The sequence below is a fragment of the Onishia taeanensis genome, assembly GCF_900100755.1.
GTDB lineage: Bacteria > Pseudomonadota > Gammaproteobacteria > Pseudomonadales > Halomonadaceae > Onishia > Onishia taeanensis.
Window position 1 is genome coordinate 224862 of record NZ_FNCI01000004.1, and the last position, 26564, is coordinate 251425.

The window sequence follows — 26564 nt, forward strand, 5'->3', positions numbered from 1 at the left end:
TACATCAATAATCAACATATCGGCCGGGGGCCCGCAGACTTGATAGTGGCGCAACGCAATCGTGCTAGCGTTCTCCAGTTGAACCAGCTGCCAGGCTTTGCTGGCTCTCAGGCGTCAGCGGACCCAGCGTGCCCATGACGGCAATCAATTTATCGGCATAGCGGGGGTCGGTGGCGTAACCACCGGCCTGCAGGGCGCGGGCAGCCTGACCGGCATCCGGCGCGGTCAAGACACCGGCATAGCGCGGGTTATCGCCGATCAATCGCGCATAGTCGGTAAAGGCTGCTTCGTAAGAGTCGTAGACCCGGAAGCTATCGGTGATCGCCACCCGCTTGCCATCGATCACCTCATGGGTCCTTATATCGGTCGTCTCACCCTGCCAATTACTGCCAGCCTTGATGCCAAAGAGGTTATGGCTATTGCTACCGTCTTGAGTCGTTATGGAGTAGCGCCCCCAGCCGGTTTCCAGGGCAGCCTGGGAGAGTATGAGCTCGGCTGGCACGCCGGTCGTCCGGCTCGCTCGCTGGGCCGGCTCTTCGAGTAGCGCCCTGAAGTTCTCGACATGCTCGAGGCGAGACGCCTGACGAGCCGCCTCTCGCTCATTGCTGGGCGCTGCCCCAGCGACTGCATCAGTCGAGTTGCTTGCCAGCTGGGCATCCACTGCATCCAGGAAGTTCTGCGGTGTTGCGGAGCCTTCTATGCTTTGAACGTTCACTGACGGCTGTCCTGCTCCTGAACGGGTCAGCTGCTGCATGGGCTCGCCACGGGGGATGCCCGAAATAAGGCTATTACTGCGGGTATCGACGGTATGACGACCACCACCGAGCTGTTTCTCCAGCATCTCGGCCAGACCAAAGCCCTGACCCGCGAGGTGCTGCGACCACTGCTGATCGAGTAGGGAGGTAAACATCTCGGTTTGCTTGCTGTTGAAAAGGTCACTCTTGGGGATCGCATCACGCATGCTGGTCATCATCTTCTGCAGAAACAGCGCCTCGAACTGCTTGGCCGCCGCCTGCCTACCAGCATCCTCGTCCACCCGTGCCGTGTGTTTAAGGCGCTGGAACCCCTGCATATCGAGGGCAAACTGACCGCTCATGTCCTGAATCGTCATTAGATAATCTCCAACTCGGCACGCAGCGAACCGGCAGCCTTCAGTGCCTGGAGAATGGACATCAGATCCTGCGGGGATGCCCCGAGCGCATTGAGTGCATCCACGACCTCTGACAGGTCGGCCCCCTCGACCTCTCGTAGATACGCCTCCTGCTGCTGAATGCCGATATTGGTATTCGGCACGACGGCTGTCTGTCCGCCCTGACTAAAGGCATTGGGCTGGCTGACCTGGAAGTCGGTATCGATGATGATCGACAGACTGCCATGGGCCACCGCCGCATGCCGCAGCGTGACGCGACTGTTCATGACCACCGACCCCGTCCGCGAGTTGATGACCACCTTGGCAGCCGCTTCGCGCGGATTGATCTCCACGTTCTCTACCCGCGCCATAAAGCCGACCCTGGCATTGTCGTTCAAGGGGCCCTGCAACTGAATGACGCGCCCGTTGAGCGCTGAGGCCACCGGGCGCCCGAACTCCATATTGATCGCCGTCACAGCGCGCTGGGCGGTGCCGAAATCCGTATCCCTGAGCAACAGCTCCAGCATTCCGCCCTGGCGACCAAGTTCGAGCGGCACTTGGCGCTCGACCAAGGCACCACCGGGGATGCGTCCATTGGCCTGCTGATTGATCTGAACACTGCTGCCACCAGCCTGTGCACCCACGCCAGATACCAGCAGGTTGCCCTGCGCCATGGCGTAGGTCTGCCCATCGGCGCCCTTCAGAGGCGTCATCAACAACGTTCCACCGCGCAGGCTTTGTGCGTTACCCACTGACGACACCACGATATCGAGCTCTTGGCCCTGGCGGGCGAAGGCCGGCAGTTTGGCCGTGACCATCACAGCCGCTACGTTGCGCAGCTGCAGGTTGGTGCCCTGAGGCACCGTAATCCCCAACTGAGACAACATGTTGGTCAGACTCTGGCTGGTGAAAGGCGCCTGGGTGGTCTGGTCACCGCTGCCATCAAGCCCCACGACCAGGCCATAGCCAACGAGAGCGTTATCGCGCACACCGGCGAAATCAGACAGCTCACGCAGCTGCTCGGCACGTGCAGACAATGCCCAAACCAGCAGCAGGGCAAGCATCAGGCCTTGCCGAAGAACACAAAACTCTCGAGAAACGAAAAATGCACGCATCATTCAGGCCTTGCCAAGGAAGTCGGATAACACCTAGAACGGCGAAATATTGAGGAAGAAACGCTGCAGCCAACCCATGTGCTGCGCCTCGTTGATATAGCCGTCGCCCACGTACTCGATACGCGCATCAGCGACCTGAGTCGAAGGCACGGTATTTTGTCCGGTAATGGTGCGAGGGTTCACCACGCCGGAGAAGCGTATGAACTCGGTTCCCTGGTTGATGGCGATCTGTTTCTCACCCCTCACTCGCAGGTTACCGTTGGGCATCACGTCCAATACCGAGACGGTAATGGTCCCGGTGAAGGTATTGTTGGCTTCGGAGCCGCCACCGCCGGCGAAATCACTCTGCCCGGAGAGATCGAAGCCGTATTCGGCCAGCTGTTCAAGCGCATCGGGGGCGCTATCGATGGTCAGTCCAGCAGAGCCGGAACGATCGGCGTTACTTTGCGAGTTCTTGCTGGCACTGACCTCTTCATCGAGCACGATGGTCAGAATATCGCCGATGGCTCTAGGCCTGCGATCTTCAAAAAGCGGCTGATAGGCATAGCCAGCGTTCGCTTGATAAATGGAGCCGTTAGGTACAGGCGGCCGCGGTTCGGCGATGTTGACCTGCTCCTGCTCACCCACTACCGATGCTCGCGGCAGCTGTGCGCAGCCGGACACCAGCAGACACAGCACCATTACCAACGCCCAGTGCCTGACCGGCATACACCCCTTGAAGATCATGACCGCCCCTTGGTTACAGCTGTGCCAACCGGCTTAGCATTTCATCGGACGTCTTGACGGCCTTGCTATTGATCTCGTAGGCACGCTGGGTCTGGATCATGCTGACCATTTCTTCGACGACATTGACGTTGGAGGTTTCCACATAGCCCTGATAGATCGTCCCCAGGCCATTAGCGCCCGGGATGTTTTCGTTACGCGGCCCTGAGGATGCCGTTTCCAGGTATTGGTTTTCGCCGATGCTCTCGAGACCGGCCGGGTTAACGAAGCTGGACAGCGTCAACTGACCAATTTCGCGGTTGCCTGCCACACCCGGCTCGGTCACCGAGACGATACCGTCTTGCCCGATGCTGACCGAAAGCGCATTTTCCGGAACGACAATCGCTGGCTGAACGGGATAGCCGCTCGAGGTCACCATCTGGCCGTTGGCATCGAGCTGAAAACTGCCATCGCGAGTATAAGCCGTAGTGCCATCGGGTCGCAGTACGTTGAAAAAACCGTTGCCGTTAATCGCCAGATCGCGGGAGTTCTCGGTTTGCTCGATGGCGCCTTGGCTATGCAGCCGCTCGTTGGCCACCGGACGCACGCCGCTACCCACCTGCAAGCCCGAAGGCAAGGTGTTCTGAGCATCGTTCTGGGCACCCGGCTGACGCAGGTTCTGGTACATAAGGTCTTCGAACACGGCCCGAGACTTCTTGAAACCGTTGGTGCTGACGTTGGCCAGATTGTTCGAGATGACGTCCATCTGAACCTGTTGGGCCTCGAGCCCCGTCTTGGCGGTCCATAATGATCGAATCATGGAAAATCTCCTGAAATAAGGCGCCTATCGGAATAGAACGCCTGAAATTAGAGCGCTATCAGCTAATCGATAAAAGGCTGTTGGCACGCTGAGCATTCTCGTCGGCGCTGCTGATAACCTTCATCTGCATTTCGAAGCGCCGCGCCGTATCGATCATCGACACCATCGACTCGATCGCACTAACGTTACTGCCTTCCAAGGCACCGGAGGCAACGCGGACGTCTTCGTCACGGCCAAGCACCTGTGGCTGACCATTGGGCCCTGCACGAAAGAGGCCATCCTCGCCACGGGTCAAACCGGCATCACCGGGAGAAACGAGCTTCAGGCGTCCCACATTGACGATGGCATCGGGATTTTGGCCGGCACCAATCGCACTGATGGTACCGTCGCCGCCCACGGCCAGCTTGGCTTCCAGAGGAACGGCGATGGGCCCGCCATCGCCCAGCACGGGACGTCCACCACTAGTCAGCACGCCGTTACCGTCTATTTGCAGGTCGCCGCGGCGGGTATAGGCCTCATTGCCACCGGCATCCTGAACGGCAAGCCAGCCATCACCCCGAATCGCCACATCGAGATCACGGCCGGTGGCGTTGACAGGGCCAGGGCTAAAGTCCGACCCCGGCGTGCTGGCCGCCACCGAGGCGCGCGTATCCAGAACGCCATCACCCTGAACGGGTACAGCCCGCATGGCATGAAGCTGCGCGCGGAACCCCGATGTCGAAGCATTGGCCAGGTTATTGCTGACCACTGCCTGTTGCTGAAGACTCTGACTGGCACCGCTCATAGCGGTATATAGCATGCGGTCCATTATCGGCTCATCCTCACCCGTTAACGCAGGTTAACAGCGCTCTGCAGAATCTCATCCTGGACCTTGATGGTCTGGGAGTTCGCCTGATAGGCGCGCTGTGCCACGATCATGTCGACCAGCTCGGAGGCCATATCGACGTTGGAGGTCTCGACCGCACCGGCAGTCACACTGCCCAGCACCCCGGTCCCCGGCTGTCCGACCAGCTCACCGCCAGACGCAGCGGTCTCGGTCCAGGCGTTGTCACCGGCCGCCTTCAAGCCTTCCGGGTTGCGGAAGTTGGCCAGGGCAATCTGCCCTGCGGACTGGGCCTGCTCGTTGGAAAACTTGCGTACGATGCTGCCATCGTCTTCGATCTCGATGCCGACCAGGGTGCCAGCGGTATAGCCGTTCTGGGTCAACTGGTCGCTGGTGGAGTCTTTAGCAAACTGCGAAGTACCGGTGAGACTGAGTTCCACACCAGCCATGTCGGCAGCGCCCCCACCAAGCTGAGCCGCAGTGAAGGTAAAGTTAGTGGCGTCGGCCCCAGCGGTCCCGTTCACACTGCTCAGCGCACCACTGGAATCGAACTCAAGCGTAAACTCATTAACGTCATCGCCCGGGGTACCACCGTCATTGACTTGCCCATCAAGCGCAACGTTACCCTGCCAGGTATTGGCGCCGGTTTTTTCGTAGTAGACCGTCACATTGCGGGCATTACCCAGCGAGTCGAAGGTCGTAAAACTGTTGGAGTAGTGATAGTCGATATCCTGGGTACCGCCGCTATCTTCTACCGTCGCCGTTTCTAGCTGGTCAGGATCGCCCGCGACAGAGCTGGCATCCAGGTTATAGACGGCATTGATCTGTGTGGTTGCCTGAGCGGGCATACCGGCCGCCGGCACACGCAGTACTTCGGGCTGACCGCCGGCCACGACATCCGAGAAGGGATCATTGGCGTCCGAAAGGCCATACCCCATCAGCCGTGCGCCCTGAGCGTTCACCAAGTAACCATCGGCGTCCATGCTCAACTGACCGTTACGCGAATAGACGGTTTCGCCATTCTGCTGCATGCGGAAAAAGCCTTCGCCGCTAATGGCCAGATCCAGCTCACGACTGGTGCTTTCAATGTTGCCGTCGCTGAAATCCTGGCGCACGGCCGACACCTGCGTGCCCAGGCCGACATCGGCATTGGCGAAAACGTCGGCGAAAAGCGTCGTCGACGACTTGAAGCCAACGGTCTGGGAGTTGGCGATGTTATTGCCCAAGGTATTCAGATTGGCCTTGGCGGCATTCAGGCCACTCAGCGCTTGTGAAAAGCCCATGGTTCATTTCCTTTATAGCGATGTGAAGATGCGATATGAGAGACGGGTACTTTTTCTAAACCAGCTTTCTAGCCGAATAGCCTGGGCTGAGAGCACTCGCTGAGCGCCAGGCCGGAGGCTTTAGAGAATCTGCTTGACGTCATTCAGGCCGATCTGTCCGTAGACGGCACCGAGATCAAGCAAGACATCTCCGTTTTCCTGAGGCGTCACAGCCCCTACCTGTGCATAGTTAAGCGTCTGGGAATTGATGGGGCTCTCACCACGTGTCGCCTGCAAGGACACGTTATAGGCACCTTCCGGCGCTTTTTCGCCAGAAGACAGTTGGCCATCCCAGGAAATATTCGACACTCCAGCCTTGGCGCTACCCGCGTCATACTGGTCGATGACCTGACCGGAACCATTGGTGATGGTCACGCGTACATTATCGGCGGGCTGATCAAGCTCAATGCCGATAGGCGTGGTAGTCACTCTTCCATCCACTTGACTGGTCAACACCTTATTGCCCGGCACCATCACGCCAGAGCCGACCAGCCCGGCGGCTTCAAGCGCTCGGCCTTGATCGATCTGATCCGTGATGGACGAGAGGGTGGTGTTGAGTTTCTCGATGCCGCTGACGGTGTTGATCTGCGCCAGCTGGGACGTCATCTCAGCATTCTCCATGGGGTTCATGGGATCCTGGTTCTTCAACTGCGTCACCAGCAGCGTCATGAACCGATCGTTGAGATCGTCAGACTCGCGGTTGGCGGCCTTGCTGGCTTGCCCGGCGGTGCCGTTGACGCTATTCAAGACATTCGAGTCGATGCTAGTAGCCATGTAATCAGCTCTCTCCCAGGGTCAACGTTTTGGTCATCAGCTGTTTGCTGGTGTTCATTACCTCAACATTCGCCTGATAGGAACGTGACGCCGAGATCATGTTGACCATCTCATTGGTGGGATCCACGTTGGGCATGGTCACGTAGCCATCATCGTCTGCAAGCGGATGGTCAGGGCGATATTCCATGCGCATCGGCGACGGATCATCCACGACGCCGGTAACGCGCACGCCACCGACCTCAGAGCCACCCTGTTGCTGGGCCTCGAACCAGACTTGCTTCGCGCGATACGGCTCGCCATCGGGTCCTGCCACGCTATCCGCGTTAGCGAGGTTGCTGGCGGTCACGTTCATCCGCTGCGCCTGCGCGCTCATAGCGGAAGCAGATATGTCAAAGATCGAAAACATCGACATGCTTAGCTCACTCCTTAGGCTCGGAGGCCTCCATCATTCTGATGATCATTCCGATTGCATGGATGACTTGAGGCCCCGGATACTACTGTTCAGCATCGACAGGGAGGCTTGGTAGCGGACAGCATTATCGGCGAACTCTGCCCGTTCACGATCCATATCGACCGTATTGCCATCAAGGCTTGGCTGGGCCGGCACGCGATACATCAGGTCATGCACCTTGCTGCTGGAAGCGCCATGGCCTTCAATATGACCCGCCGAGGTAGTCGATAGAGAAAGACCGCCTTGAGCCGCGCGCCCACCTTCCATCGCTCGCGACAGCTCCTGCGAAAAGTCAAAATCGCGCGCCTTGTAATTAGGCGTGTCGGCATTGGCGATGTTACTGGTCAAGACCTCATGCCGTTGTTGGCGGAGGCTGAGGACTTCCTGCTGGAAGTTCAGCGCCGACCCAAGCTTATCGATCATTTGTGCACCCACAATCGCGAAATGGGGAAATGTTGAGAGTGCAGAATAGCGATGCCCCCGTCATCTCAAAGGATCAAACAGACCCGCATTTCGCGCCCAATTCCGTTATTGACCCGGCCAGCAGCCGAGTAGAATCGGCGTAAACCCGATACCTAGCCTCCTCGAGCCAGTGATTGCCATGCCCCAAATGTCCCGCAAACCTGCCTCTCGATCCCGCATCGCGAGCGCCTCTCGCAAGAGACGCTTGCGCCTCACCCTGTCCCTCTCTCTCCTGATCTGGATAGCGGTAATGGCGGCACCTTCACTCGCGCAGGATCAAGCACCGAACCAGGACCAAGCATTGGTCGAGGCCGTAAAGCGTTTTCTACTGAATCAAGCTTCCGAGGACGCTGACGAGGTCAGGGTCAAGGTGTTTCCGCCCTCTGCACAATTCGGCGCCTGCTCATCGCCACGGCCTTTCTTTCCCAATAGGCACCAGCGCCAGTGGGGCCGTGTATCGGTAGGCGTCGAGTGCTCGGGCTCTCAGGATCGCTACCTCCAGGCAGAGATAGAGGGCATCGGCAGTTACGTCACGGCAGCCGAACGCATGGAGACCGGCACCGTCATCGATCAAGGCATGCTTATCATGCGCCAGGGAAGCCTGGGGCGACTGCCATCCGGCACGATTCGCCATATAGATGAGGCGATCGGCAAGATGACGAGGCGCACGGTCTCCGCCGGCTCGACCCTGCGAGAACACCAATTGCGCAATATCCCTCTGGTCGAACAACGCCAGTCCGTATCGGTGGAGGCTCAGGGTGGTGGCTTTCGCGTCTCGCGGGAAGGAGAGGCACTGGAGGACGGAGGAATGGGAGATGAGGTTAGAATTCGCCTCTCACGACGTGAGATCATTACCGGCGAAGTGATTGGTTCCGGTCGCGTCGCCGTCGATTTCTAAAGGCGCCGTCGATTTCTAAAGTCATCATGCGGCAGCGACAAAAAAAGCCCGCTAGGATTAAAGATACCGCCCAACTGGCCGATACCATGGGCAAGCACCACTGACGAGGCCACTCCCTTGAAAATCGACAGCACACAGTCTTTGACCCGCCTCCAGCAGACGGATCAGACCCCAAGCAAGCCCGCTCCCGCTGGCAGCTCGCAGGCATCGGCAACGCCGAGTTCTGCATCTGTCTCACACCTGAGCACAGGCAACCAGAATGCAAGTGGCGACATCGACACCGCTCGGGTCGAAGAACTGCGCCTTGCCATTAGCGAAGGCCGCCTGGAAATCGACGCCGACAAGATTGCCGACGGCCTTATCGCCAGCGTCCAGGATATTCTCAGCGGTGAATCTTCATGAGTTTGAGAGAATCTCTCGAACGTCAGCGGCAGCGCATCGCATCACTCGAGGCACTCTTGAACGATGAGCGTCAGGCATTGTTCGAAGGCCGCGTCGACGGTGAGCTACTCAATCGCATTGCCGCCGACAAGCAGGAAATGCTGAACCAGGTCGAGCGCTTTGAAACTCAGCGCAGCCAGGCACAGCAACGCCTGGGATATGGTGCCGGCCTTGAAGGTGCTGCAAGGGCGGCCTCCGATGCTGGCTGCCTGCCTGTCTGGCAAGCATTGCTGGAGGATGCACAACGCACGGCACGCCTCAATGCCATCAATGGCGGCATGATTCGCCAGCGCCTCGAGCAAAATCAGCGCATGCTCAATGCGCTACGCGAAGCCGCAGGCAACAGCTTATATGGCCCCAATGGCCAATCTGAACCTCGTCGCAGCCTGGTGTCCTCGCGCGCCTAACACCCTTCTCCTTCACTACCCTCACGCTATCACGACCAGCATGCCAAGATGGTAGCCCCGCCTTAACGTACAAAGCCCGTCATTCCACACGATTGATTTAACGCACTACACTCATACAGTGAACGCCAATGTTAGGCGCGCACCGAGCTGCGTCGCCGCCAATGCGTCGTTACCAAAAAGCCACTCATGGATTGAGTGCGGCCACTAGCAGCCAGGGAGGCACCACATGCCCGACAACCCTCGCGTCCTTGCCCGACTAACGCTCTTTCTGTGCTTGATGTGGCTGGCTACGACGCCCTCAGTGGCAGACGACTGCCCAGACTGGTCACGCCCCGCCGCCCAAAATGCCATCGACACCCTTGGCCAGCGCCTTGCTGAATGGAGCAATGCCTATTATCGCGATGGCAAACGCTTGGTCGATGACGCCACCTACGACCAGGCTCAACGACACTACCACCAATGGCAAGCCTGCTTCGACATTCAAGCAGCCGAGACTCCACCCCCTCCCCCAGCAGGCTCGACCCTTCGACACCCCTACCCGCTAACGGGCCTCAACAAGCTCGACGACCTAGCCGCGCTTACTGACTGGATGACAAGGCGCCAAGAACGCTCGCTATGGGTGCAGCCCAAAGTGGATGGCGTCGCCGTCACCCTGGTTTATGAGGCCGGGGAGTTGACGCGCGTGATCAGCCGCGGCGATGACCTAAGGGGGCAGAATTGGTACAGCAAGGCCCAAATCATCGCCGCCATTCCCAAGCAGCTACCCGCACCAGCACCGCCGCAAGTAACCCTACAGGGCGAGCTCTATCTGCGCCTCAAGGATCACATCCAAGCCGAATCAGGCAGCGCTGGGGCCCGCAGCGCCATTGCTGGACTGATGGCCAGAAATACGCTGACCGCCGATGCCGGCGCCAACATCGGCCTCTTCGTATGGGGCTGGCCGGATGGCCCCAGAGATATCGAAACAAGGCTCAGTAGACTCGCCGACTGGGACCTCACCGACAGCGCTCGCTTCAGCGAGGCGGTTGACTCGACACAGGCGGTCGCCAAAGCCAGGCAACGCTGGTATCGCGAACCGGCCCCCTTTGCCACCGACGGCGTGGTGATTCGCCAATCACACCGCCCAGACCAAACATCCGCGTCTCGTGAGGCTGCTCCCACACCACCCGACTGGGCCATCGCCTGGAAGCACCCTTCACGCAGCGCACACGCTCTCGTCACAGGCGTCGACTTCACCGTCGGTCGGACGGGACGAATCACCCCCGTTCTCGAACTGCAGCCTGTCGAGCTAGACGACCGCGAGATAACTCGTGTCAGTCTTGGCTCATTAAACCGCTGGCAGAAGGAAGACATACGCCCTGGCGACCAGATCATCGTTCAACTGGCCGGCGGCATCATTCCCCATTTCGAGCAGACACTAGTGCGCATACAGCCACGGCCTGCCGTGTCGCCTCCCGACCCAGCTGCCTATGACGCCTTGAGCTGCCTGCAACTCACCAACGGCTGTCGCGAGCAGTTTTTGGCCAGACTAACCTGGCTATCCGGGGATCAAGGGCTCGATATGCCAGGCATTAGTGAAGGCAGCTGGGCCGCGCTTATCGACGCCGGACTAGTAAGACGCCTCAACGACTGGCAGACCATTGAAGAGAAAGAGCTACGCGAACTTCCGGGGGTCGGCGAGGCCCGCGCCACTCAGTGGCTTGATGCCTTTCACCCAACAGACGGGTGGAGATTGAGCACCTGGCTCGAGGCGCTAGGCATGCCTCCCGCCGCGAATGACAGCCTGACGCCGACCACTGAGCTTGCCAGCCTCCAGGCTCGTTCAATACAAGACTGGCAAAGGTTGCAAGGAATCGGTCCCATAACTGCACAAGAACTTCACGCTTTCTTTCAGCATCCGGAGATTCAGCGCCTGCTAAAAGCGAGTCTCGATCGTTCATAACCAACGTACACGCACAGGCTTAACAGCCTCGTCCGCCCCAAGCAACAGAGACACGACAGGGACTTACGGCGCCAGCCAGCACGCTTGGCGTCGCAAAGACGAATAGAGGCAAAGCAATAAAGGGGTAAGCGATATAGCGGAGATGCGCAATACGAGCTTAATCGGGAGCCGACAACGCTCGTCATCCAGGGTCTACTTACTGAATCTACTTAGGAGAGGAGATAACGCTCGGCAAGCCATACTAATCAAGAAAAGGCAAACCAAAGATAAGACAAGGAGGAATATTCATAACCGTAAACTGAAGAAATGGCTCCCCGAACAGGACTCGAACCTGTGACCCAATGATTAACAGTCATTTGCTCTACCAACTGAGCTATCGGGGAACAACTACGCGCTTACCGCTATGTGACTGCCATACGATACGAGAGGTATCCGGCAGGGTTGACGCTGAGCGTCAATCATCGATTAGGGCAGGGATGGCTCCCCGAACAGGACTCGAACCTGTGACCCAATGATTAACAGTCATTTGCTCTACCAACTGAGCTATCGGGGAATGACCCAAACACGCAACGTAGTATAAGGATTGGCGACGCAAGGTCAAGGCCAGTATGTAAATTCGCACCATAACCCATGGCGAATCAATTACCTGACGCCATCGCTAACCCAGAATCACTGGGCAAGGCTCCCCATACGAAACAGGCCCGCACCAATCGGTGCGGGCCTGTTGTCGTGATTCTTGGTGGCTACGCCCTGATTCGAACAGGGGACCCCATCATTATGAGTGATGTGCTCTAACCAGCTGAGCTACGTAGCCACACCGCTACCGACGGCTTAACGCTCGGCAACGGGGGCGTATTATGCACACCCCCATCACGCTTGGCAAGCCCGTAATGGCAACGAGCCAGCTCAGATGTCCAGCGCCTTTTTTACCGCGGGCAAACCGGGCTCACCGTCTACCGTGCTGACGCCCTCGAGCCAACCATCGAGAACCGCCGGGTTGGCCTGCAGATAGGCGCGTGCCGCCTCGCGCGGCTTTTCGCCGTCATCCATGATGGTGCCCATCAACTGGTTTTCCATCTCCAGAGTAAAGGAGAGGTTGTTGAGAAGCTTGCCGACGTTGCCGCATTCCTCAACGTAGTTGGCACGGGTATTGGTATAAACGGTTGCGCCACCCAGGTTAGGACCAAAGTAGTCATCGGCACCTTCAAGATAGGCAATATCGAAGTTGGTATTCATCGGATGCGGCTCCCACCCCAGGAACACCATCCAGTCCTCGCGGCTGGAGCGCGACCTCAGTTCGGCCAGCATGCCGGCTTCACTGGAGTCGATCAGTTCCCAGTCGCCAAGGCCAAAGGCGTCGTCATCGATCATGTCCTGGATCAGCATATTGCCGTCGTTACCGGCTTCAATACCGTAGATTTTGCTATCGAACTGTTCCGTATGATCGGCCAGGTCCGCCACATTGGTGACGCCAGCATCATAGACATACTGCGGCACCGCCAGCGTGTACTTGGCGCCCTCGAGATTGGCGTTAAGACGGTCGACCGTTCCCTGCTCGACGTAGGGGTCGCTGATTGACGCCATTGACGGCATCCAATTGCCCAGGAAGACGTCAAAGTCACCATTCTTCATGCCGGAGTAAGCGATCGGCACCGAGACCGTATCGACCCGGGTATCGTATCCCAGCGCATCGAGCACCTCAGTGGTCAGAGCGGTCGTTGCGGTGATATCGGTCCAGCCCACCTCAGCGAAACGCACGTTTTGGCAGGATTCCGGCGCCGCCGCCTGGCTCTGTGTCGCCGCCAGCGTCAGGGCGCCTGCGCTCAGGGCCAGCAGAGACATCTTGAGAGTCGGGATCGTCTTGGACATAGGGATCGAACCTCTTATTGGTCTAAAAAACAGGGGGGGAAGGAGTGACGAAGCAGAGATCTAGATGACATCACCTGCTACACGCTCAGACACCCCCAGGTCATGGGCCGAGTAGGCCGACATCTTTTATTGATTGAACGTTCAATAAAAAAGATGCATACTAAACACCATAGAACATTTGCCCTCCCCTGCCCACCCGGCATGCGGAAGGGCTAAACAGAAGGAGTTGTAACGGTGCCGAAAGTCGGAATGGAACCCATCCGCCGCCGTCAGCTGATTCAGGCCACCATGGACGCCATCGACGACGTAGGGCTCGCTGATGCCACCGTGGTGCGCATCGCCCGCCTCGCTGGCGTCTCGGCAGGCATCATCAGCCACTATTTCGGCGGCAAGGATGGGCTGCTGGAAGCCACCATGCGCCAAATCCTGCAAGACCTGGGCGATGCGGTTCATGAGCGCCGCCAGGGGCTGCCCAAGCACGCGCCACGCGCCCACATGCGCGCCATCATCGACGGCAACTTCGACCGCAGTCAGGTCAGCCAGTCGGTTATGAAGACCTGGCTGGCGTTTTGGGCGAGCAGCATGCATCGCCATAACCTGCATCGGCTTCAGCACGTCAACGACCGGCGGCTTTATTCCAACCTCTGCCACCAGTTCCGCCAGTGCCTGCCCAGGCAGCAGGCCCGTGAGGCCGCAGGCGGCCTGGCCGCCATGATCGACGGCCTGTGGCTACGCGGCGCCTTGGCACCCGAGGGCCTCGATGTGGACCGGGCCCGCGAGCTTGCCTACGACTACCTGGACGAAAAACTTGCCCACGGCGCAGAGCACAGCGCGCTGCGCAGAGCCTAACGCACACAACTAGGAGGTTCTCATGACGACACTTCCCACTCAGCAACTCTATATCAACGGAAGGTTGACCGACGCCACCTCCGGCGAGACCTTCACCGTCACCAACCCGGTCGACGGCTCCCTGCTCGCCAACATCCAACAGGCCGGTCAAGCCGATGTGGATGCCGCCGTGGCCGCGGCCCGCGAAGGGCAAAAGGTCTGGGGCGCCATGAGTGGCATGGAGCGTTCGCGCATCCTGCTCAAGGCCGTGGCGCTGCTGCGCGAGCGTAATGATGAACTGGCCGAGCTTGAGACCCGCAACACCGGCAAGCCGATCAGCGAGACCGCAGCGGTCGATATCGTCACCGGCGCCGACGCGCTCGAGTACTTCGCCGGTTTGGCCCCCGCCATCGAGGGCACCCAGATTCCGCTGCGCCAAGACTCCTTTGTCTACACCCGTCGCGAGCCACTGGGCGTGATCGGATCGATCGGCGCCTGGAACTATCCAATCCAGATCGCCTGCTGGAAGGCCGCTCCGGCCCTGGCCGCCGGCAACGCCGTGGTCTTCAAGCCCAGCGAAGTGACGCCACTGACCACCCTGAAGCTCGCCGAGATATTCACCGAGGCCGGCCTGCCCGACGGTGTCTTCAATGTGGTGCAAGGCGATGGCCGCGTGGGCCAGATGCTGACCGCTCACCAGGGCATCGACAAGGTGTCCTTCACCGGTGAAGTCGGTACAGGCAAGAAGGTCATGTCTTCCTCAGCAAGCTCGAGCCTCAAGGACGTGACCATGGAGCTGGGCGGCAAGTCGCCGCTGATCGTCTTCGAGGACGCCGACCTGGATCGCGCCGCGGATGCCGCGATGATGGCCAACTTCTACTCCAGCGGCCAGATCTGCACCAACGGTACCCGTGTATTCGTGCACGCCAGCATCAAGGATGCCTTCGAGGCCAAGCTCATCGAGCGCGTCAAGCGCATCAAGGCCGGCGACCCGCTGGACCCCGAGGTCAATTTCGGCCCGCTGGTCAGCTTCGAGCACCAGGAGAAAGTGCTGTCCTACATCGCCCTGGGCAAGGAAGAAGGCGCTCGCGTGTTGGTTGGTGGCGAGGCCTGGAACCAGGGCAACACCAATGGCGTCGAGTGGGCCAAGGGTGCCTGGGCGGCACCGACCGTGTTCACCGACTGCACCGACGAGATGCGCATCGTGCGTGAAGAAATCTTCGGCCCGGTGATGTCCGTGCTGTCCTTCGAGGACGAAGACGAAGTGATCCGCCGCGCTAACGATACCGAATACGGCTTGGCCGCGGGCGTCTTCACCGAAAACCTGAACCGGGCGCATCGCAGCATCCATCAGCTCGAGGCAGGCATCTGCTGGATCAACACCTGGGGCGACTCTCCGTCCGAGATGCCGGTGGGTGGCTACAAGCAATCAGGCGTCGGCCGCGAAAACGGCATCTCCACCCTGGATCACTACACCCAGATCAAATCCGTGCAGATCGAGATGGCGCCCTTCGAATCGGTGTTCTGATTCTCCCCTGACACCATTCTGGAAAACGCTACGACCCGCCTGCCATGCCCCACCGGGGCATGGCACGGCGCCTTGCGTCCTGCCTGGTAGCCGTTTTCCCCGTCACTCAGCCTAGGTTCGTTACTCCATTTACTGATCAGGAGGGCTTGTCGATGACACAGGCTCAAGAGTTCGATTACATCATCGTTGGCGCTGGTTCGGCCGGCAATGTGCTCGCCACCCGACTGACCGAGGACGCAGGTGCCTCGGTACTGCTGCTCGAGGCCGGCGGCAAGGATCATCGCTTCGACTTCCGCACCCAGATGCCGGCGGCGCTGGCCTACCCGCTCCAGGGCAAGCGCTACAACTGGGCCTTCGAGACCGATCCCGAGCCGCACATGGACAACCGTCGCATGGAGTGCGGCCGCGGCAAGGGCCTCGGCGGCTCCTCGCTGATCAATGGCATGTGCTATATCCGCGGCAACGCCCTGGACTACGACAACTGGGCCAAGAACGCAGGCCTCGAGGACTGGACCTATGCCGACTGCCTGCCCTACTTCCGCAAGGCCGAGACCCGCGACATCGGCCCCAACGACTACCACGGCGGTGACGGCCCGGTCAGCGTGACCACCCCGAAGGCGGGCAACAATCCGCTCTATCACGCCTTCATCGACGCAGGCGTCGAAGCCGGCTACCCGCGCACCGAGGACGTCAACGGCTACCAGCAGGAGGGCTTCGGCCCGATGGACCGCTTCGTGACCCCCAACGGCCGTCGCGCTTCAACCGCCCGCGGCTACCTGGACACCGCCAAGCAGCGCTCCAACCTGACCATCGTCACCCGCGCCACCACTGACCGCATCCTCTTCGAAGGCAAGCGTGCAGTGGGCGTCAGCTACCTGCACAAGGATCAGACGGTCGAGGCCCGCGCCCGCCGCGAGGTCCTGGTCTGCTCGGGCGCCATCGCCTCCCCGCAGTTACTGCAGCGCTCCGGCGTCGGCAATGCCGAACTGCTCAAGCAGTTCGACATCCCGGTGGTCCATGACCTCAAGGGCGTCGGCGAGAACCTCCAGGATCACCTGGAGATGTACATTCAGTACGAGTGCAAGAAGCCGATCTCCCTGTACCCGGCCCTCAAGTGGTACAACCAGCCGAAGATCGGCCTGGAATGGATGCTCAACGGCACCGGCATCGGCGCCAGCAACCAGTTCGAGGCGGCCGGCTTCATCCGCTCGAACGACGACGAAGAATGGCCCAACCTGCAGTATCACTTCCTGCCGATCGCCATCAGCTACAACGGCAAGAGCGCCGTGCAGGCCCATGGCTTCCAGGCACACGTCGGCTCGATGCGTTCGGACAGCCGCGGCCGCGTACAACTGACCTCGCGCGACCCCAAGGCCGCGCCGAGCATCCTGTTCAACTACATGTCCACCGACAAGGACTGGCAGGAGTTCCGTGACGCTATCCGCCTGACCCGCGAGATCATCGCCCAGCCGGCCATGGACGAATATCGCGGTCGCGAGATCTCGCCGGGCCCGGACGTCGCAAGCGATGCCGAGCTCGACGCCTTCGTGCGCGAACATGCCGAGACGGCCTACCATCCTTGTGGTACCTGCCGCATGGGCGAAGACGAAGACGCCGTGGTCGACGGCGCAGGCCGCGTGCATGGCCTCGAGGGGCTACGTGTCGTGGATGCTTCACTATTCCCGCTGATCCCCACCGGCAACCTCAATGCGCCGACGATCATGCTCGCCGAGAAGATGGCCGACAAGATCCGGGGTCGTGCACCCCTGGCTCGTTCCGAAGCCCCCTACTACGTCGCTGGAGATGCACCGGCCCAGGCTACACCCAAGTATCGCCTGAACTAATCAACAGACTTCATATGATCGCGCCCAAAAGCCCCGGAAGGCCCCGCCTGACGGGGCTTTTTTTGTGTCTCTTCAATGAAAACATTGCCTGACAAGTCTCATCATTAGAAGAATCATCAAGGGGAAAACCTTCCTCCCCGTATTTTCAATTTAATGGAAGATTAGATCTCTAATACCAATATTATCAAATTACTAATGTATATAGGCATTAGAAAAACCACATCACCTAGAAATTGACGCTCAACCAAGCGAGTGCCAGTATGAGTCCGAGCGTAAACAAACGTTACAAAACGTATCTGCTCATTCCATCGTCGAGCCATTGGATGGAATTACGACGATATCTCATCGCTATAAAGCAAGGGTGATTAAAATGAAAAAACTTCTCCTCTCCGCAAGCATCATGGCCATCATGTCTACTCCGGTCCTGGCGGATAGCAATGAAGTCTATATGGATCAGCTCGGCGCTTATAACAACTTCACCTCAGATCAAAGCGGATACGCAAATACCATCGGCAGCTCTAGTAATGCGGCTACTCAGGAAGGTCGTGGGAACTACGCTGACCTGAACCAATCTGGTAATTACAACGGCGTCGACCGTTTCTTGCAAGATGGTAACTATAACCGTGCCGACATCGATCAAGTCGGCTACGGCAACGATTCAAACACTTACCAAAAAGGCGATAGCAACCAAACTAATGTCGCTCAATATTGGACTGACAACGAGTCCAACACCAAGCAGATCGGTGACGACAACCTGATCACTGCTGTCCAAAGCGGTTACCGCAACGATATCAATGCAGAACAGCGCGGCGATGGTAACACCATTGATGCGGTCCAGCTGGTCGACCGTAACAGCCTTACTGCCAAGCAGATCGGCGAAGACAACACGCTGACCTCATATCAGTTTGGTAGCCAAAACATGATCGTTTCGCACCAGCATGGCAATGACAACCTGGCACAGCTGAATCAAGTCGGTTCTGGCAACCGTGCCCATGTGACTCAGCACTGATCCAGGGCTGCCACATATAAGAACTGCCGGGCACCCAAAAGGGTGCCCGGGTTTTCTCAAGGTGCGATAGATGATGCCCCACATGACAGAATGGACCATCAGGCGCTCGAGAACGCTATCGAAGGCGCTTATCGCTGGCATCATCACTCTCAGTGTTTCTCCTTCGCTCATGGCTCAGCAAGTCTTTACACAGCTCAACTGTCGAGTCGTCATCGAGCGTGACGGCGAAACCGTGCGGGCAACAAGCGTCATCGAGGCTAACAAGCCGACACGTGCCGACTATGTCCTTAGGGCACTAAAAATTGATGCCGCCGGCTCCGGAACTAGTGAACAATCCGGTTCTATTTCACTGCTACCCGGTGAATCCGCTACTACTGCACAGACGATTCACCGACTGGCTAAAACAGGTTGGCTTGAATTCCATTTACGCGTCACTGAGCGGTTGACGGGGACCTCGTGCGAGGCCAAGGAAATCGTTAGCCCCATGTAGCATCAGGCAATAGCGCTACCTGCTGACGCTTCGACTAAAAAGGTAAATGCCATGCGACCCATACTCTCCTATTATCTCAGTGCACTGGTATTTACCTTTTTACCAGCACTTGCATCAGCAAGCGACAGCAGCGCTTTTATTACCCAAGTCACCAGAAGCGATGCACCAGCACAGGAAAATGGCCGCCAAGTCGCCAATTTTTCAACACCTGGAACCGGACAGCTCGGCTCCTTGGATATCGACCGTTTAGCGTTGTCGAACGTCTCAGCAAGCAGCCAGCATGGCACACTTTCGGTCACTAACCAGCAGGGAAGGAATAATCGCCTTTCCGTTGTTGCCATCGGTAAGTCAAATATCACCCTGCAGCACCAGCAGGGGGTAGGCAACACATCAGACATTGCACTTGCCGGGCAACGCAATGCCATTTCCGTTGACCAACGGGGCAATTACCTAGACTCGGACATACAGGTCGTAGGAAGCAATAAAGTTATCTTCCACTTTCAGCGAGGCAACGGTCAGAGTGGCAATCAACAGCCACTACTTTATACGGGGAACCAGCGAGAAGCACAGGTCATCCTCGACACCCCCAAAGGGCGTCTGACCAAAACCATCGCCAACTGATAGCCACGCCAGAGGAAGATACTCAAATGAAAAAAACTCCATTCACTATCTCAGCACTCACTATTCTATCGACAGCTACGCTGCTTTTACCCATTAGTGTTTTCGCTGGAGATCTTACCTATCGCCCCATCAATCCATCATTTGGCGGCGACCCCTTCAATAGTTCTCATCTGCTGCAAATGGCTGACATACAAAACAAGTACAAGGATGATGGTAGCGACCTTAACTCCCTCTTCGGTGAGGACAGTGCCGCAGACCAGTTCGTGTCTTCTATCAGAAGCACGATGATTTCAGGTGCTTCTTCGCAGCTTAGCGACGCGATTTTTGAAGATGGCGCCCCGCCATCCGGCACCTTCAGATTGGATGGCGCCACGGTAACGTATAACACAGTCGGCAACCGTGTTTACGTAAAGGTGTCGGATGGCATCACCACCAATTCCTTTGACATCCCTAAGCCCAATACTAATTAATAACTAACCATTCTCGCGCAGGGAATATCATGAAAACGCTAACTCAAGCCCTATGCATACTGGCAAGCGTCATACTGTCCGGGTGTGTATCGACTCCTGGCCCGATGTCAGAGCCCGCCTCCTACGTCAGTGAAACCAGCACCTCTTCACTGCTCAAGAATCTGCCAGCGGCGGCCAGGCCGGTCGACATCGCGGTGTATGAATTTTCTGACCTGACGGGGCAATACAAACCTAATGAGGGCTTTGCAGAATACTCCCGCGCGGTAACCCAAGGCGCCGATGCGATTCTGGTCGACGTACTGGCCGATGCTGGCCGAGGCCAGTGGTTCAATGTCGTCGAGCGTCGAGGGCTCCCCAATCTGCTGCGCGAGCGCCAGGTCATTCAAGCCACTCGTCAGCAGTTCAATGGCCAGGCGGCGGCTCCGTTGCCCCCGCTGACCTTCGCTGGCGTGATTATCGAAGGCGGCATCATTGCCTATGAAACCAATTTATCGACCGGTGGTGCCGGCGCCAGATACCTGGGTATTGGCGTCAACTCTGAATACCGCACCGACCTGGTCACCATTAATCTACGCTTGGTAAGCGTTCAGACGGGGCGCATCCTCAACAGCATCACCACCACCAAGAAGATTTACTCCGTTCTGGTTCAAGGGTCGGTCTTCAAGTACATCGCAGCCGATGAGATCCTTGAACTCGAAGCAGGTTATACCCGCAACGATCCACCACAACTGGCCGTGCGTGAAGCCATCGAGTTAGCTGTCTATACCGCCATCATCGAGGGAGCAGAACGTGACACCTGGGAATTCGCGGACTCACAGCAAGGACGCGATGCCATCTACACCTTCCAAGAGCGTGTGGCGGGGTTGCCGCCCTCTTCCCATGATCTGGCTGCACAGGATAGCTAAGGCGTGATGCCGGTGGCTATGAAGCTACCCAACAGCTACTGATTAATGCCCAAAAGCCCCGCATCTGCGGGGCTTTTTGGTGCTTTATCACCCACTGGCCAGCGGATGCTACCTATTGCATCAGGGGCTGGTCGCCGGCCAAGCAATGGGCTAGGCTACAAGAATTCAAACGCTCGTTAGAATACTGCCACTTACCGTAACGGAGCCTACCCATGATCCACCTCTTACTGATCGTTCTGGCCTTGGCGGGCCTCATCGCAGTAATGCAGCGTGAAGCCGGCGCCCTCGCCGCCCTTGGCGTGCTCGCCGTACTTGGCATCGCTGGCCTGGTGCTCGATGCACCTCTACTTGGGCTGGTGCTGCTCATTGCTGCCGCCGGTGTGGCGGTGTGCGGTCTGCCGCTTTTGCGCCATCGCTGGTTGTCGCCACGGCTCTTCGCCATGTTCAAGCGAGTCGCTCCCAAAGTTTCTGACACCGAGCGCACGGCTCTCGAGGCTGGCAGCGTCGGCTGGGACGGCGAGCTGTTTTCCGGCAAGCCGGACTGGCAGAGCCTATTGGATACAACAGATGACGGCCTGACGGACAAGGAGCAGGCCTTCCTCGATCATCAGTGCTCGGTGGCGGCCGGCATGTGCAACGCCTGGGACATCACACGAGAACGCGCCGACCTGCCGCCGGAGCTTTGGGCCTACCTCAAGCAGGAAGGCTTCTTCGGTATGATCATTCCCGAGTCCTACGGCGGTCTAGGCTTCTCGGCCAAGGCGCAATCCTTGGTGCTACAGAAGCTGGCGGTCAACGAGACCCTGATGGTCACCGTCGGCGTACCCAACTCGCTGGGCCCCGGCGAGCTGCTGCTCAAATACGGCACCGACGCCCAGAAAAATCACTACCTGCCGCGGCTCGCCGACGGCCGCGAGATTCCCTGCTTCGGCCTTACCGGCCCGCGCGCCGGTTCCGATGCCACCGCCCTGCCGGATACCGGGGTGGTCTGCAGGCAGGTCGTCGACGGCAAGGAAGTACTGGGCCTCAGGCTCAACTTCGAGAAGCGCTGGATCACGCTTGCGCCCATCGCCACCGTGGTTGGCCTCGCGTTTCGCATGTTCGACCCAGATCACCTGCTCGGTGATGACGAAGACCTGGGGATCACCTGCGCGCTGATTCCCCGCGACACCGACGGCATGGAAATCGGCCGCCGCCACCATCCCATCGGCAGCCCCTTCATGAACGGCCCGATCAAGGGCAAGGATGTGTTCGTACCACTGGACACCATCATCGGCGGCCCGGAAATGGCCGGCCAGGGCTGGCGCATGCTGGTCGAGTGCCTGTCGGTGGGGCGCTGCATCACCCTGCCCTCCGGCGCCACCGGCACCGCGCGCTATGCGCTTGGCTGGAGCGGCGGCTTTGCTCGCATTCGCCGCCAGTTCAACGTCCCGGTCGCTGAAATGGAAGGCGTGCAGGAGCCACTGGCTCGTATTGCCTCGATGGCCTATATCGCCCAGGCCACGGTGCGCCAGACCGCCAACATGATCGACCACGGCCACAAGCCGGCGGTACCCTCGGCGATCCTCAAGAGCCAGCTCACCGAGTTCCAGCGCAGCCTGCTCGGCGACGCCATGGATATCCACGGCGGCAAGGCCGTCACGCTGGGGCCGCGCAACTATATTGGCATCGGCTACTCCGCCAACCCGGTGGCGATCACCGTGGAAGGCGCCAACATCATGACCCGCAACCTGATGATCTTCGGCCAGGGGGCGATTCGCTGTCACCCCTATGTGCTCGAGGAACTGGCCGCCAAGGACGCCGACGACCTCAAGGCCTTCGACCGGGCCTTCTTCGCCCATACCGGTCTGATCATGGGTAACGCCGCCCGCGCCCTGACTCAAGGGCTCGGCATCGGCCGCCCGGCCGTGCCCTTCGATAGCGTCGCCGCGCCTTATGCGAAGGACATTGCCAGGCTCTCGGCGGGCTTCGGCCTCACCGCGGATGCGGCAATGGCGAGCCTGGGCGCCAGCCTCAAGCTGCGCGAGATGCTCTCGGCAAGGCTTGGCGATGTGCTCTCGAACCTCTATCTAGCGTCGATGGTGCTCAAGTCCTGGCACGAAGGTGACAAGGTCGAAGGCGAGGACGAACTCTTGCACTACAGCTGTCGTTTCCTGCTGCAGCGCGCCGAACAGGCCTTCGTCGAGCTGTTCGACAACCTGCCCAACCGTGCGCTGGCCAGAGCGCTCAAGCCTATCGTGATGCCACTGGGGCGGCGCTGGGCGCGTCCCGCCGACAAGCTGACTCGCGGCATCGCCAAGAATGTCTCGCAGGCGTCAGCGCTGCGCACCATGCTGCTCGCCCATACCTGGGATACTCAGGAGCAAGGCCAGCAGGATAATCCTCTGGCCCGCTACAACGCCTTGCTGGTCAATCAGGAGCGCGCCGAGCCCATTTATCGCACTCTTAACAAGGCCTACGCCAAGGGCGAGCTACCCGCTGATGCGCTGCACCCCGAACAGCGCATCGAAGCCGCCCTGGCCGCCGGCCTGATCAGCGAGGACGACGCTCACTTCATGCGCGAGCATGAAGCCGAAGTGCTTGCGATGCTAAGCGTCGACGACTTCGCCTTCGACGCCTTCGCCAGCGCCAAGGAAAACGTCACCTGGCACAACGCGGCCTAAGGCCGCTACGTACCCCCGACCGCCTTCGGTCGAGCCCCATCGCCCCGCTCAGGACTTTCCTGAGCGGGGCGATGTCTTTCATGGCTGTGGCGTAGAGACGTCACCGGTGTCCTGCCGGTGGCGCGCGGGAAGAGACGACCGGTTCAAAGCGGCCAGACCCACAGGATCAAAGGAAGCGCGGTGAGCATCACCACCAGCGACAGCGGCAGGCCAAGCTTCCAGTAGTCACTGAACCGATAGCCGCCGGGCCCCATCACCAGGGTATTGGACTGATGACCGATCGGCGTCAGGAAGGCACAGGAGGCACTCACCGCCACTACCATCAGAAAGGGATCCAGCGAAGCATCGAACCCATTGGCGAGGCTCGCGGCAATGGGCGCCATCAGCAGAGCCGCGGCGGCATTGTTGATGACGTTGGAAAGCAGCATGCTGAGGCCGAAAAGCCCCGCCAGCGTGGCCACCACCGGCCAGTCGCTCCCCAGCGCCAACATCTGCTCCGCAATCAGCGCGGCCCCACCGCTGGTATCCAGTGCCTGGCCCACCGGCAGCATCGCGCCCAGCAACACGATGACCGGCCCATCGATGGCCTGATAGGCCTCGCGCAAAGGCAATACCCCGGCCAGCAAAGAAGCCAGCGCCGCCGCCGAGAGCGCCACCGCCGCAGGCGCCCAGTCGAGCAGCATGGCGGCGATGGCCAGTGCGAAAATAGCCAGCGACAACGCCAGCAAGCGCGGCTGGCCGAGGGTCAGGTTGCGACTGGCCAAGGGCAGACAACCGAGAATCGCCAGGCTCTCGCCAAGCCCACTCTCATCGCCCTGCAACAGCAGCACATCGCCGGCCCGAAAGCGGATATCGCGCAGGCGCTGCTTGAGGCGCGCGCCGTCCCTGGCCACCGCCACCAGGTGCAAGCCGTGCTGGTTCAACAGGCGCAGCTGCACCACGGTGCGATGGATCATCATTGAGTCGTTGCGAACCACCGCCTCGACCAGCTGCAGCCCCTCGGAGTCCAGCCGGCGTGGCTGTTTTTTTGCTTTATCGGCCTCGGCTCCTTCGTCTTCCCTGGCGGCAGATTTTGCCAACACCGCGTTATCCGATGCTTTTTTGTCTGAGTCCTCTTCTTTAAGGGCTTCGCTGTCCTCATCGCCCGCCTCACTGCCTTCGCCATCGTCATTGGGCTCGGCACCGAGCTGCAAACCGGCCTTGTCCTCAAGCAGCTTCATTTCGTCGGGGCCAGCCTCGATCAACAGGATGTCACCGACCTCGAGCTTGCCCATGAAGGTATGACCGGCACGGCGCGTCTCGTCGCGAACCACCGCCAACACCGGCACCGGTTCTTCGAGCGCCGCCTGCAGCTCACGCAGGCTCCAGCCCAGGGCCTTGCTGTCCTCATCGACTCGCATCTCGATCAGATAGTGGGCGGTATCGAAAAGCTCATCCGCTGAGGCCTGGCCCTCTCGGCGCGGAGTCAATCGCCAGCCCAGCAAGACGATAAATAAAAGCCCCGCCAGCGCCACACCCACCCCGACCGGGGAAAACGCGAACATGCCAAAGGCCTCGCCGGTCTGGGCCGCACGGTAACTCGAGATGATGATATTGGGTGGGGTGCCGATCAGGGTGGTGAGACCACCCAGCAGCGAACCGAAGGCCAGCGGCATCAGCAGCAACGATGGCGAGCGCGCATGCTCACGGGCCATGCGCATCGCCACCGGCAGCATCAGCGCCAGGGCACCGACATTATTCATCACCGCCGAGAGCACCAGCACCGTGCCCGTCAGCACAAGCACCTGCCATACCAGCTTCTCGCCGACTTTCAGCGTCTGCTCGGCGATCACATCGACAAGCCCGGATCGCTCGAAGCCACGGCTCAGCACCAGCACCGCCGCCACCGTGATCACCGCCGGGTGGCCGAAGCCCAGGAAGGCCTCATTGGCCGGCACCAGCCCCGTCAGCGTCGTTGCCAACAGAGCCGCCAATGCCACCAGGTCGTAGCGAAAGCGCCCCCAGGCAAAGGCTGCCAATGTCAGGCCAAGAATCAGGAATATCTGGGTACTGTCGGCCATGCGTCTCACCTCCCTGTGGCAACACCTCGAGCGGAGCTACTTGGTTAAGAACACCAGCATGCAGACGAAAAGGCCAGCAACAAGCTCACAAAAACCCGGCCGAAGCCGGGGTGCTGATATCAACAGCCAATTGGGAGAAAGCTTACATAACACCCACTAAGGGTCATTGCCTCACGATCCAGTCATGATCCGGGTCGTTCTGAAACTTCCATTCACGCTTGGGACCAGCCATCACATTGAGGTAATAGAGTTCATAGCCGTGGGGAACCCCGGCCGGATGATAGCCACGCGGCACCATCACGCAGCAGCCGTTCTCCACGCTCATGGTCTCATCAAGAGAGCGATCATCCGTATAGACGCGCTGGAAAGCGAAGCCCTGGGACGGGTTCAGACGATGGTAATAGGTTTCCTCCAGGCTCGATTCCTGTGGCAGGTTATCGACATCATGCTTATGGGGAGGGTAGCTCGACCAATGGCCTGCCGGGGTATAGACCTCGACCACCAGCAGACTGTCGGCCGGCTCGGAATCCGGCAACACATCCTGAATATGCCGGGTATTGGTGCCGGTGCCTCGGGTGCTGCGCTTGATCTTATCCGGTGTAATAAGGCGTAACCCATGGTTGCCATGCCCGGGTGCGCTGCATACCGCAAGTTCCATGTCCGTGGTCGCTTCGACCTCGAAACCCACCCCGTTGGGCAGATAAACGGCATAGGGCGGCACCTTCTCGAAGATATCCATGCGCTCACCGATATCTTCCCAGCGATGCTCGCCGCTGCTGACGGTTGCCTTACCCGAGAGCAATACCAAACAGTGCTCACGATCCCCGGTATGGCCTTCGATGCGCTGACCCTTGGCGAGCTTATGCACTCGGAAGCCAACGTGATGCCAGCCCGCAGAGGCCGGGGTCACTTCAAGCACTTTGCCCTGCTCATCGGGCTGCTGCGGACGAACCAGTAACGACGTCATATCCACCTCATTCACGTTAATAGT

General features: G+C 59.3%; 25 protein-coding genes and 3 tRNA genes. 13 read left to right on the forward strand and 15 right to left on the reverse strand.

Translation table 11 applies throughout. The annotated features are described in order from the left end of the window. Positions 1-64: 64 nt before the first annotated feature. From flgJ to flgB, 9 genes are all read right to left on the reverse strand, one after another. The gene (gene flgJ / locus BLR71_RS07910; RefSeq protein ID WP_092524843.1) at positions 65-1111 is read right to left on the reverse strand and encodes a flagellar assembly peptidoglycan hydrolase FlgJ; all 1047 of its coding nucleotides are present in this window, start codon (positions 1109-1111) and stop codon (positions 65-67) included. Then, entirely contained in the window at positions 1111-2193 is a 1083-nt protein-coding gene (locus BLR71_RS07915; protein WP_175491633.1) for a flagellar basal body P-ring protein FlgI, read from the reverse strand. The genes flgJ and BLR71_RS07915 overlap by 1 nt, the downstream gene beginning before the upstream one ends. An 84-nt stretch (positions 2194-2277) precedes the next feature. Further along, positions 2278-2970 carry a flagellar basal body L-ring protein FlgH gene (locus tag BLR71_RS07920; RefSeq protein ID WP_245696374.1) on the reverse strand — a complete coding sequence of 231 codons (693 nt, stop codon included), beginning with the start codon at positions 2968-2970 and terminating at the stop codon, positions 2278-2280. A 13-nt stretch (positions 2971-2983) separates the two neighbouring features. Then, positions 2984-3766 carry a flagellar basal-body rod protein FlgG gene (gene flgG, locus BLR71_RS07925; protein WP_092524847.1) on the reverse strand — a complete coding sequence of 261 codons (783 nt, stop codon included), beginning with the start codon at positions 3764-3766 and terminating at the stop codon, positions 2984-2986. A gap of 58 nt (positions 3767-3824) precedes the next feature. Continuing rightward, positions 3825-4574 (reverse strand): flagellar basal body rod protein FlgF, encoded by a 750-nt coding sequence (locus BLR71_RS07930; RefSeq protein ID WP_092524848.1) that lies wholly within the window; start codon positions 4572-4574, stop codon positions 3825-3827. Positions 4575-4594: 20 nt separating this feature from the next. Continuing rightward, on the reverse strand, positions 4595-5872 hold the full coding sequence (gene flgE / locus BLR71_RS07935; RefSeq protein WP_092524850.1) for a flagellar hook protein FlgE: 1278 nt from the start codon (positions 5870-5872) through the stop codon (positions 4595-4597). 120 nt (positions 5873-5992) lie between these two features. Further along, positions 5993-6685 (reverse strand): flagellar hook assembly protein FlgD, encoded by a 693-nt coding sequence (locus BLR71_RS07940; protein ID WP_092524852.1) that lies wholly within the window; start codon positions 6683-6685, stop codon positions 5993-5995. A 4-nt stretch (positions 6686-6689) separates the two neighbouring features. Then, positions 6690-7097, reverse strand: coding sequence for a flagellar basal body rod protein FlgC (flgC, locus tag BLR71_RS07945; protein ID WP_092524854.1), 408 nt, complete (start codon positions 7095-7097; stop codon positions 6690-6692). Between the two features lie 45 nt (positions 7098-7142). Then, positions 7143-7559 carry a flagellar basal body rod protein FlgB gene (gene flgB / locus BLR71_RS07950; RefSeq protein ID WP_092524856.1) on the reverse strand — a complete coding sequence of 139 codons (417 nt, stop codon included), beginning with the start codon at positions 7557-7559 and terminating at the stop codon, positions 7143-7145. A 289-nt stretch (positions 7560-7848) separates the two neighbouring features. Here flgB and flgA point away from each other — a divergent pair, with 289 nt between their 5' ends. The 4 genes from flgA (at position 7849) to ligB (ending at position 11286) form a co-directional block, all read left to right on the forward strand. Then, the gene (gene flgA / locus BLR71_RS07955) at positions 7849-8496 is read left to right on the forward strand and encodes a flagellar basal body P-ring formation chaperone FlgA (RefSeq protein ID WP_175491634.1); all 648 of its coding nucleotides are present in this window, start codon (positions 7849-7851) and stop codon (positions 8494-8496) included. A 117-nt stretch (positions 8497-8613) separates the two neighbouring features. Then, positions 8614-8898 (forward strand): flagellar biosynthesis anti-sigma factor FlgM, encoded by a 285-nt coding sequence (gene flgM / locus BLR71_RS07960; RefSeq protein WP_092524860.1) that lies wholly within the window; start codon positions 8614-8616, stop codon positions 8896-8898. Further along, positions 8895-9344 (forward strand): flagella synthesis protein FlgN, encoded by a 450-nt coding sequence (locus BLR71_RS07965; RefSeq protein ID WP_092524862.1) that lies wholly within the window; start codon positions 8895-8897, stop codon positions 9342-9344. Before flgM ends, BLR71_RS07965 begins: the two co-directional genes overlap by 4 nt. 226 nt (positions 9345-9570) lie before the next feature. Further along, a complete protein-coding gene (gene ligB, locus BLR71_RS07970) occupies positions 9571-11286 on the forward strand; it encodes an NAD-dependent DNA ligase LigB (protein WP_217629316.1) in 1716 nt (571 codons plus the stop codon). A gap of 307 nt (positions 11287-11593) precedes the next feature. Here the strand turns inward: ligB and BLR71_RS07975 are convergent. The 4 genes from BLR71_RS07975 to BLR71_RS07990 all read right to left on the reverse strand — a co-directional run bounded on the left by BLR71_RS07975 (position 11594) and on the right by BLR71_RS07990 (position 13155). Next, a tRNA-Asn gene (locus BLR71_RS07975) sits at positions 11594-11669 on the reverse strand. 94 nt (positions 11670-11763) lie between these two features. Continuing rightward, a tRNA-Asn gene (locus BLR71_RS07980) sits at positions 11764-11839 on the reverse strand. Positions 11840-12023: 184 nt separating this feature from the next. Continuing rightward, positions 12024-12100 (reverse strand) — tRNA-Met (locus BLR71_RS07985). A 92-nt stretch (positions 12101-12192) separates the two neighbouring features. After that, positions 12193-13155: a choline ABC transporter substrate-binding protein gene (locus BLR71_RS07990; protein ID WP_092524864.1), complete on the reverse strand. Its 963-nt coding sequence runs from the start codon at positions 13153-13155 to the stop codon at positions 12193-12195. Positions 13156-13389: 234 nt separating this feature from the next. Here BLR71_RS07990 and betI point away from each other — a divergent pair, with 234 nt between their 5' ends. The 9 genes from betI to BLR71_RS08035 all read left to right on the forward strand — a co-directional run bounded on the left by betI (position 13390) and on the right by BLR71_RS08035 (position 23513). Continuing rightward, positions 13390-14004: a transcriptional regulator BetI gene (gene betI, locus BLR71_RS07995; protein WP_175491635.1), complete on the forward strand. Its 615-nt coding sequence runs from the start codon at positions 13390-13392 to the stop codon at positions 14002-14004. A gap of 22 nt (positions 14005-14026) precedes the next feature. Beyond that, positions 14027-15511, forward strand: coding sequence for a betaine-aldehyde dehydrogenase (gene betB / locus BLR71_RS08000; RefSeq protein WP_092524868.1), 1485 nt, complete (start codon positions 14027-14029; stop codon positions 15509-15511). Between the two features lie 152 nt (positions 15512-15663). Then, positions 15664-17355 carry a choline dehydrogenase gene (betA, locus tag BLR71_RS08005; protein ID WP_092524870.1) on the forward strand — a complete coding sequence of 564 codons (1692 nt, stop codon included), beginning with the start codon at positions 15664-15666 and terminating at the stop codon, positions 17353-17355. Between the two features lie 370 nt (positions 17356-17725). Then, positions 17726-18364, forward strand: a complete 639-nt coding sequence (locus BLR71_RS08010; protein WP_139172562.1) for a hypothetical protein — start codon at positions 17726-17728, stop codon at positions 18362-18364. Positions 18365-18446: 82 nt separating this feature from the next. Beyond that, positions 18447-18854 carry a curli-like amyloid fiber formation chaperone CsgH gene (csgH, locus tag BLR71_RS08015; RefSeq protein WP_139172564.1) on the forward strand — a complete coding sequence of 136 codons (408 nt, stop codon included), beginning with the start codon at positions 18447-18449 and terminating at the stop codon, positions 18852-18854. A 51-nt stretch (positions 18855-18905) separates the two neighbouring features. Further along, positions 18906-19475 carry a hypothetical protein gene (locus tag BLR71_RS08020; protein ID WP_139172566.1) on the forward strand — a complete coding sequence of 190 codons (570 nt, stop codon included), beginning with the start codon at positions 18906-18908 and terminating at the stop codon, positions 19473-19475. A 26-nt stretch (positions 19476-19501) separates the two neighbouring features. Next, positions 19502-19945, forward strand: coding sequence for a curli assembly protein CsgF (locus tag BLR71_RS08025; protein ID WP_092524878.1), 444 nt, complete (start codon positions 19502-19504; stop codon positions 19943-19945). Between the two features lie 104 nt (positions 19946-20049). Further along, a complete protein-coding gene (locus BLR71_RS08030) occupies positions 20050-20850 on the forward strand; it encodes a CsgG/HfaB family protein (protein WP_217629317.1) in 801 nt (266 codons plus the stop codon). Between the two features lie 212 nt (positions 20851-21062). Then, on the forward strand, positions 21063-23513 hold the full coding sequence (locus tag BLR71_RS08035) for an acyl-CoA dehydrogenase (protein WP_092524882.1): 2451 nt from the start codon (positions 21063-21065) through the stop codon (positions 23511-23513). Between the two features lie 143 nt (positions 23514-23656). Here BLR71_RS08035 and BLR71_RS08040 read toward each other — a convergent pair whose 3' ends face one another. Together BLR71_RS08040 and iolB are read right to left on the reverse strand one after the other, a co-directional pair. Beyond that, entirely contained in the window at positions 23657-25573 is a 1917-nt protein-coding gene (locus tag BLR71_RS08040) for an SLC13 family permease (RefSeq protein ID WP_092524884.1), read from the reverse strand. Positions 25574-25736: 163 nt separating this feature from the next. Continuing rightward, positions 25737-26540 (reverse strand): 5-deoxy-glucuronate isomerase, encoded by an 804-nt coding sequence (iolB, locus tag BLR71_RS08045; RefSeq protein ID WP_092524886.1) that lies wholly within the window; start codon positions 26538-26540, stop codon positions 25737-25739. Positions 26541-26564 lie beyond the last annotated feature (24 nt).

Bases quoted from the DNA above. Each gene is read 5' to 3' on its own strand.
- flgJ (WP_092524843.1), bottom strand. From the start codon at position 1,111: ATGACGATTCAGGACATGAGCGGTCAGTTTGCCCTCGATATGCAGGGG.
- BLR71_RS07915 (WP_175491633.1), bottom strand. From the start codon at position 2,193: ATGCTTGCCCTGCTGCTGGTTTGGGCATTGTCTGCACGTGCCGAGCAG.
- BLR71_RS07920 (WP_245696374.1), bottom strand. From the start codon at position 2,970: ATGATCTTCAAGGGGTGTATGCCGGTCAGGCACTGGGCGTTGGTAATG.
- flgG (WP_092524847.1), bottom strand. From the start codon at position 3,766: ATGATTCGATCATTATGGACCGCCAAGACGGGGCTCGAGGCCCAACAG.
- BLR71_RS07930 (WP_092524848.1), bottom strand. From the start codon at position 4,574: ATGGACCGCATGCTATATACCGCTATGAGCGGTGCCAGTCAGAGTCTT.
- flgE (WP_092524850.1), bottom strand. From the start codon at position 5,872: ATGGGCTTTTCACAAGCGCTGAGTGGCCTGAATGCCGCCAAGGCCAAT.
- BLR71_RS07940 (WP_092524852.1), bottom strand. From the start codon at position 6,685: ATGGCTACTAGCATCGACTCGAATGTCTTGAATAGCGTCAACGGCACC.
- flgC (WP_092524854.1), bottom strand. From the start codon at position 7,097: ATGTCGATGTTTTCGATCTTTGACATATCTGCTTCCGCTATGAGCGCG.
- flgB (WP_092524856.1), bottom strand. From the start codon at position 7,559: ATGATCGATAAGCTTGGGTCGGCGCTGAACTTCCAGCAGGAAGTCCTC.
- flgA (WP_175491634.1), top strand. From the start codon at position 7,849: ATGGCGGCACCTTCACTCGCGCAGGATCAAGCACCGAACCAGGACCAA.
- BLR71_RS07965 (WP_092524862.1), top strand. From the start codon at position 8,895: ATGAGTTTGAGAGAATCTCTCGAACGTCAGCGGCAGCGCATCGCATCA.
- ligB (WP_217629316.1), top strand. From the start codon at position 9,571: ATGCCCGACAACCCTCGCGTCCTTGCCCGACTAACGCTCTTTCTGTGC.
- BLR71_RS07990 (WP_092524864.1), bottom strand. From the start codon at position 13,155: ATGTCCAAGACGATCCCGACTCTCAAGATGTCTCTGCTGGCCCTGAGC.
- betB (WP_092524868.1), top strand. From the start codon at position 14,027: ATGACGACACTTCCCACTCAGCAACTCTATATCAACGGAAGGTTGACC.
- betA (WP_092524870.1), top strand. From the start codon at position 15,664: ATGACACAGGCTCAAGAGTTCGATTACATCATCGTTGGCGCTGGTTCG.
- BLR71_RS08010 (WP_139172562.1), top strand. From the start codon at position 17,726: ATGAAAAAACTTCTCCTCTCCGCAAGCATCATGGCCATCATGTCTACT.
- csgH (WP_139172564.1), top strand. From the start codon at position 18,447: ATGACAGAATGGACCATCAGGCGCTCGAGAACGCTATCGAAGGCGCTT.
- BLR71_RS08020 (WP_139172566.1), top strand. From the start codon at position 18,906: ATGCGACCCATACTCTCCTATTATCTCAGTGCACTGGTATTTACCTTT.
- BLR71_RS08025 (WP_092524878.1), top strand. From the start codon at position 19,502: ATGAAAAAAACTCCATTCACTATCTCAGCACTCACTATTCTATCGACA.
- BLR71_RS08030 (WP_217629317.1), top strand. From the start codon at position 20,050: ATGTCAGAGCCCGCCTCCTACGTCAGTGAAACCAGCACCTCTTCACTG.
- BLR71_RS08035 (WP_092524882.1), top strand. From the start codon at position 21,063: ATGATCCACCTCTTACTGATCGTTCTGGCCTTGGCGGGCCTCATCGCA.
- BLR71_RS08040 (WP_092524884.1), bottom strand. From the start codon at position 25,573: ATGGCCGACAGTACCCAGATATTCCTGATTCTTGGCCTGACATTGGCA.
- iolB (WP_092524886.1), bottom strand. From the start codon at position 26,540: ATGACGTCGTTACTGGTTCGTCCGCAGCAGCCCGATGAGCAGGGCAAA.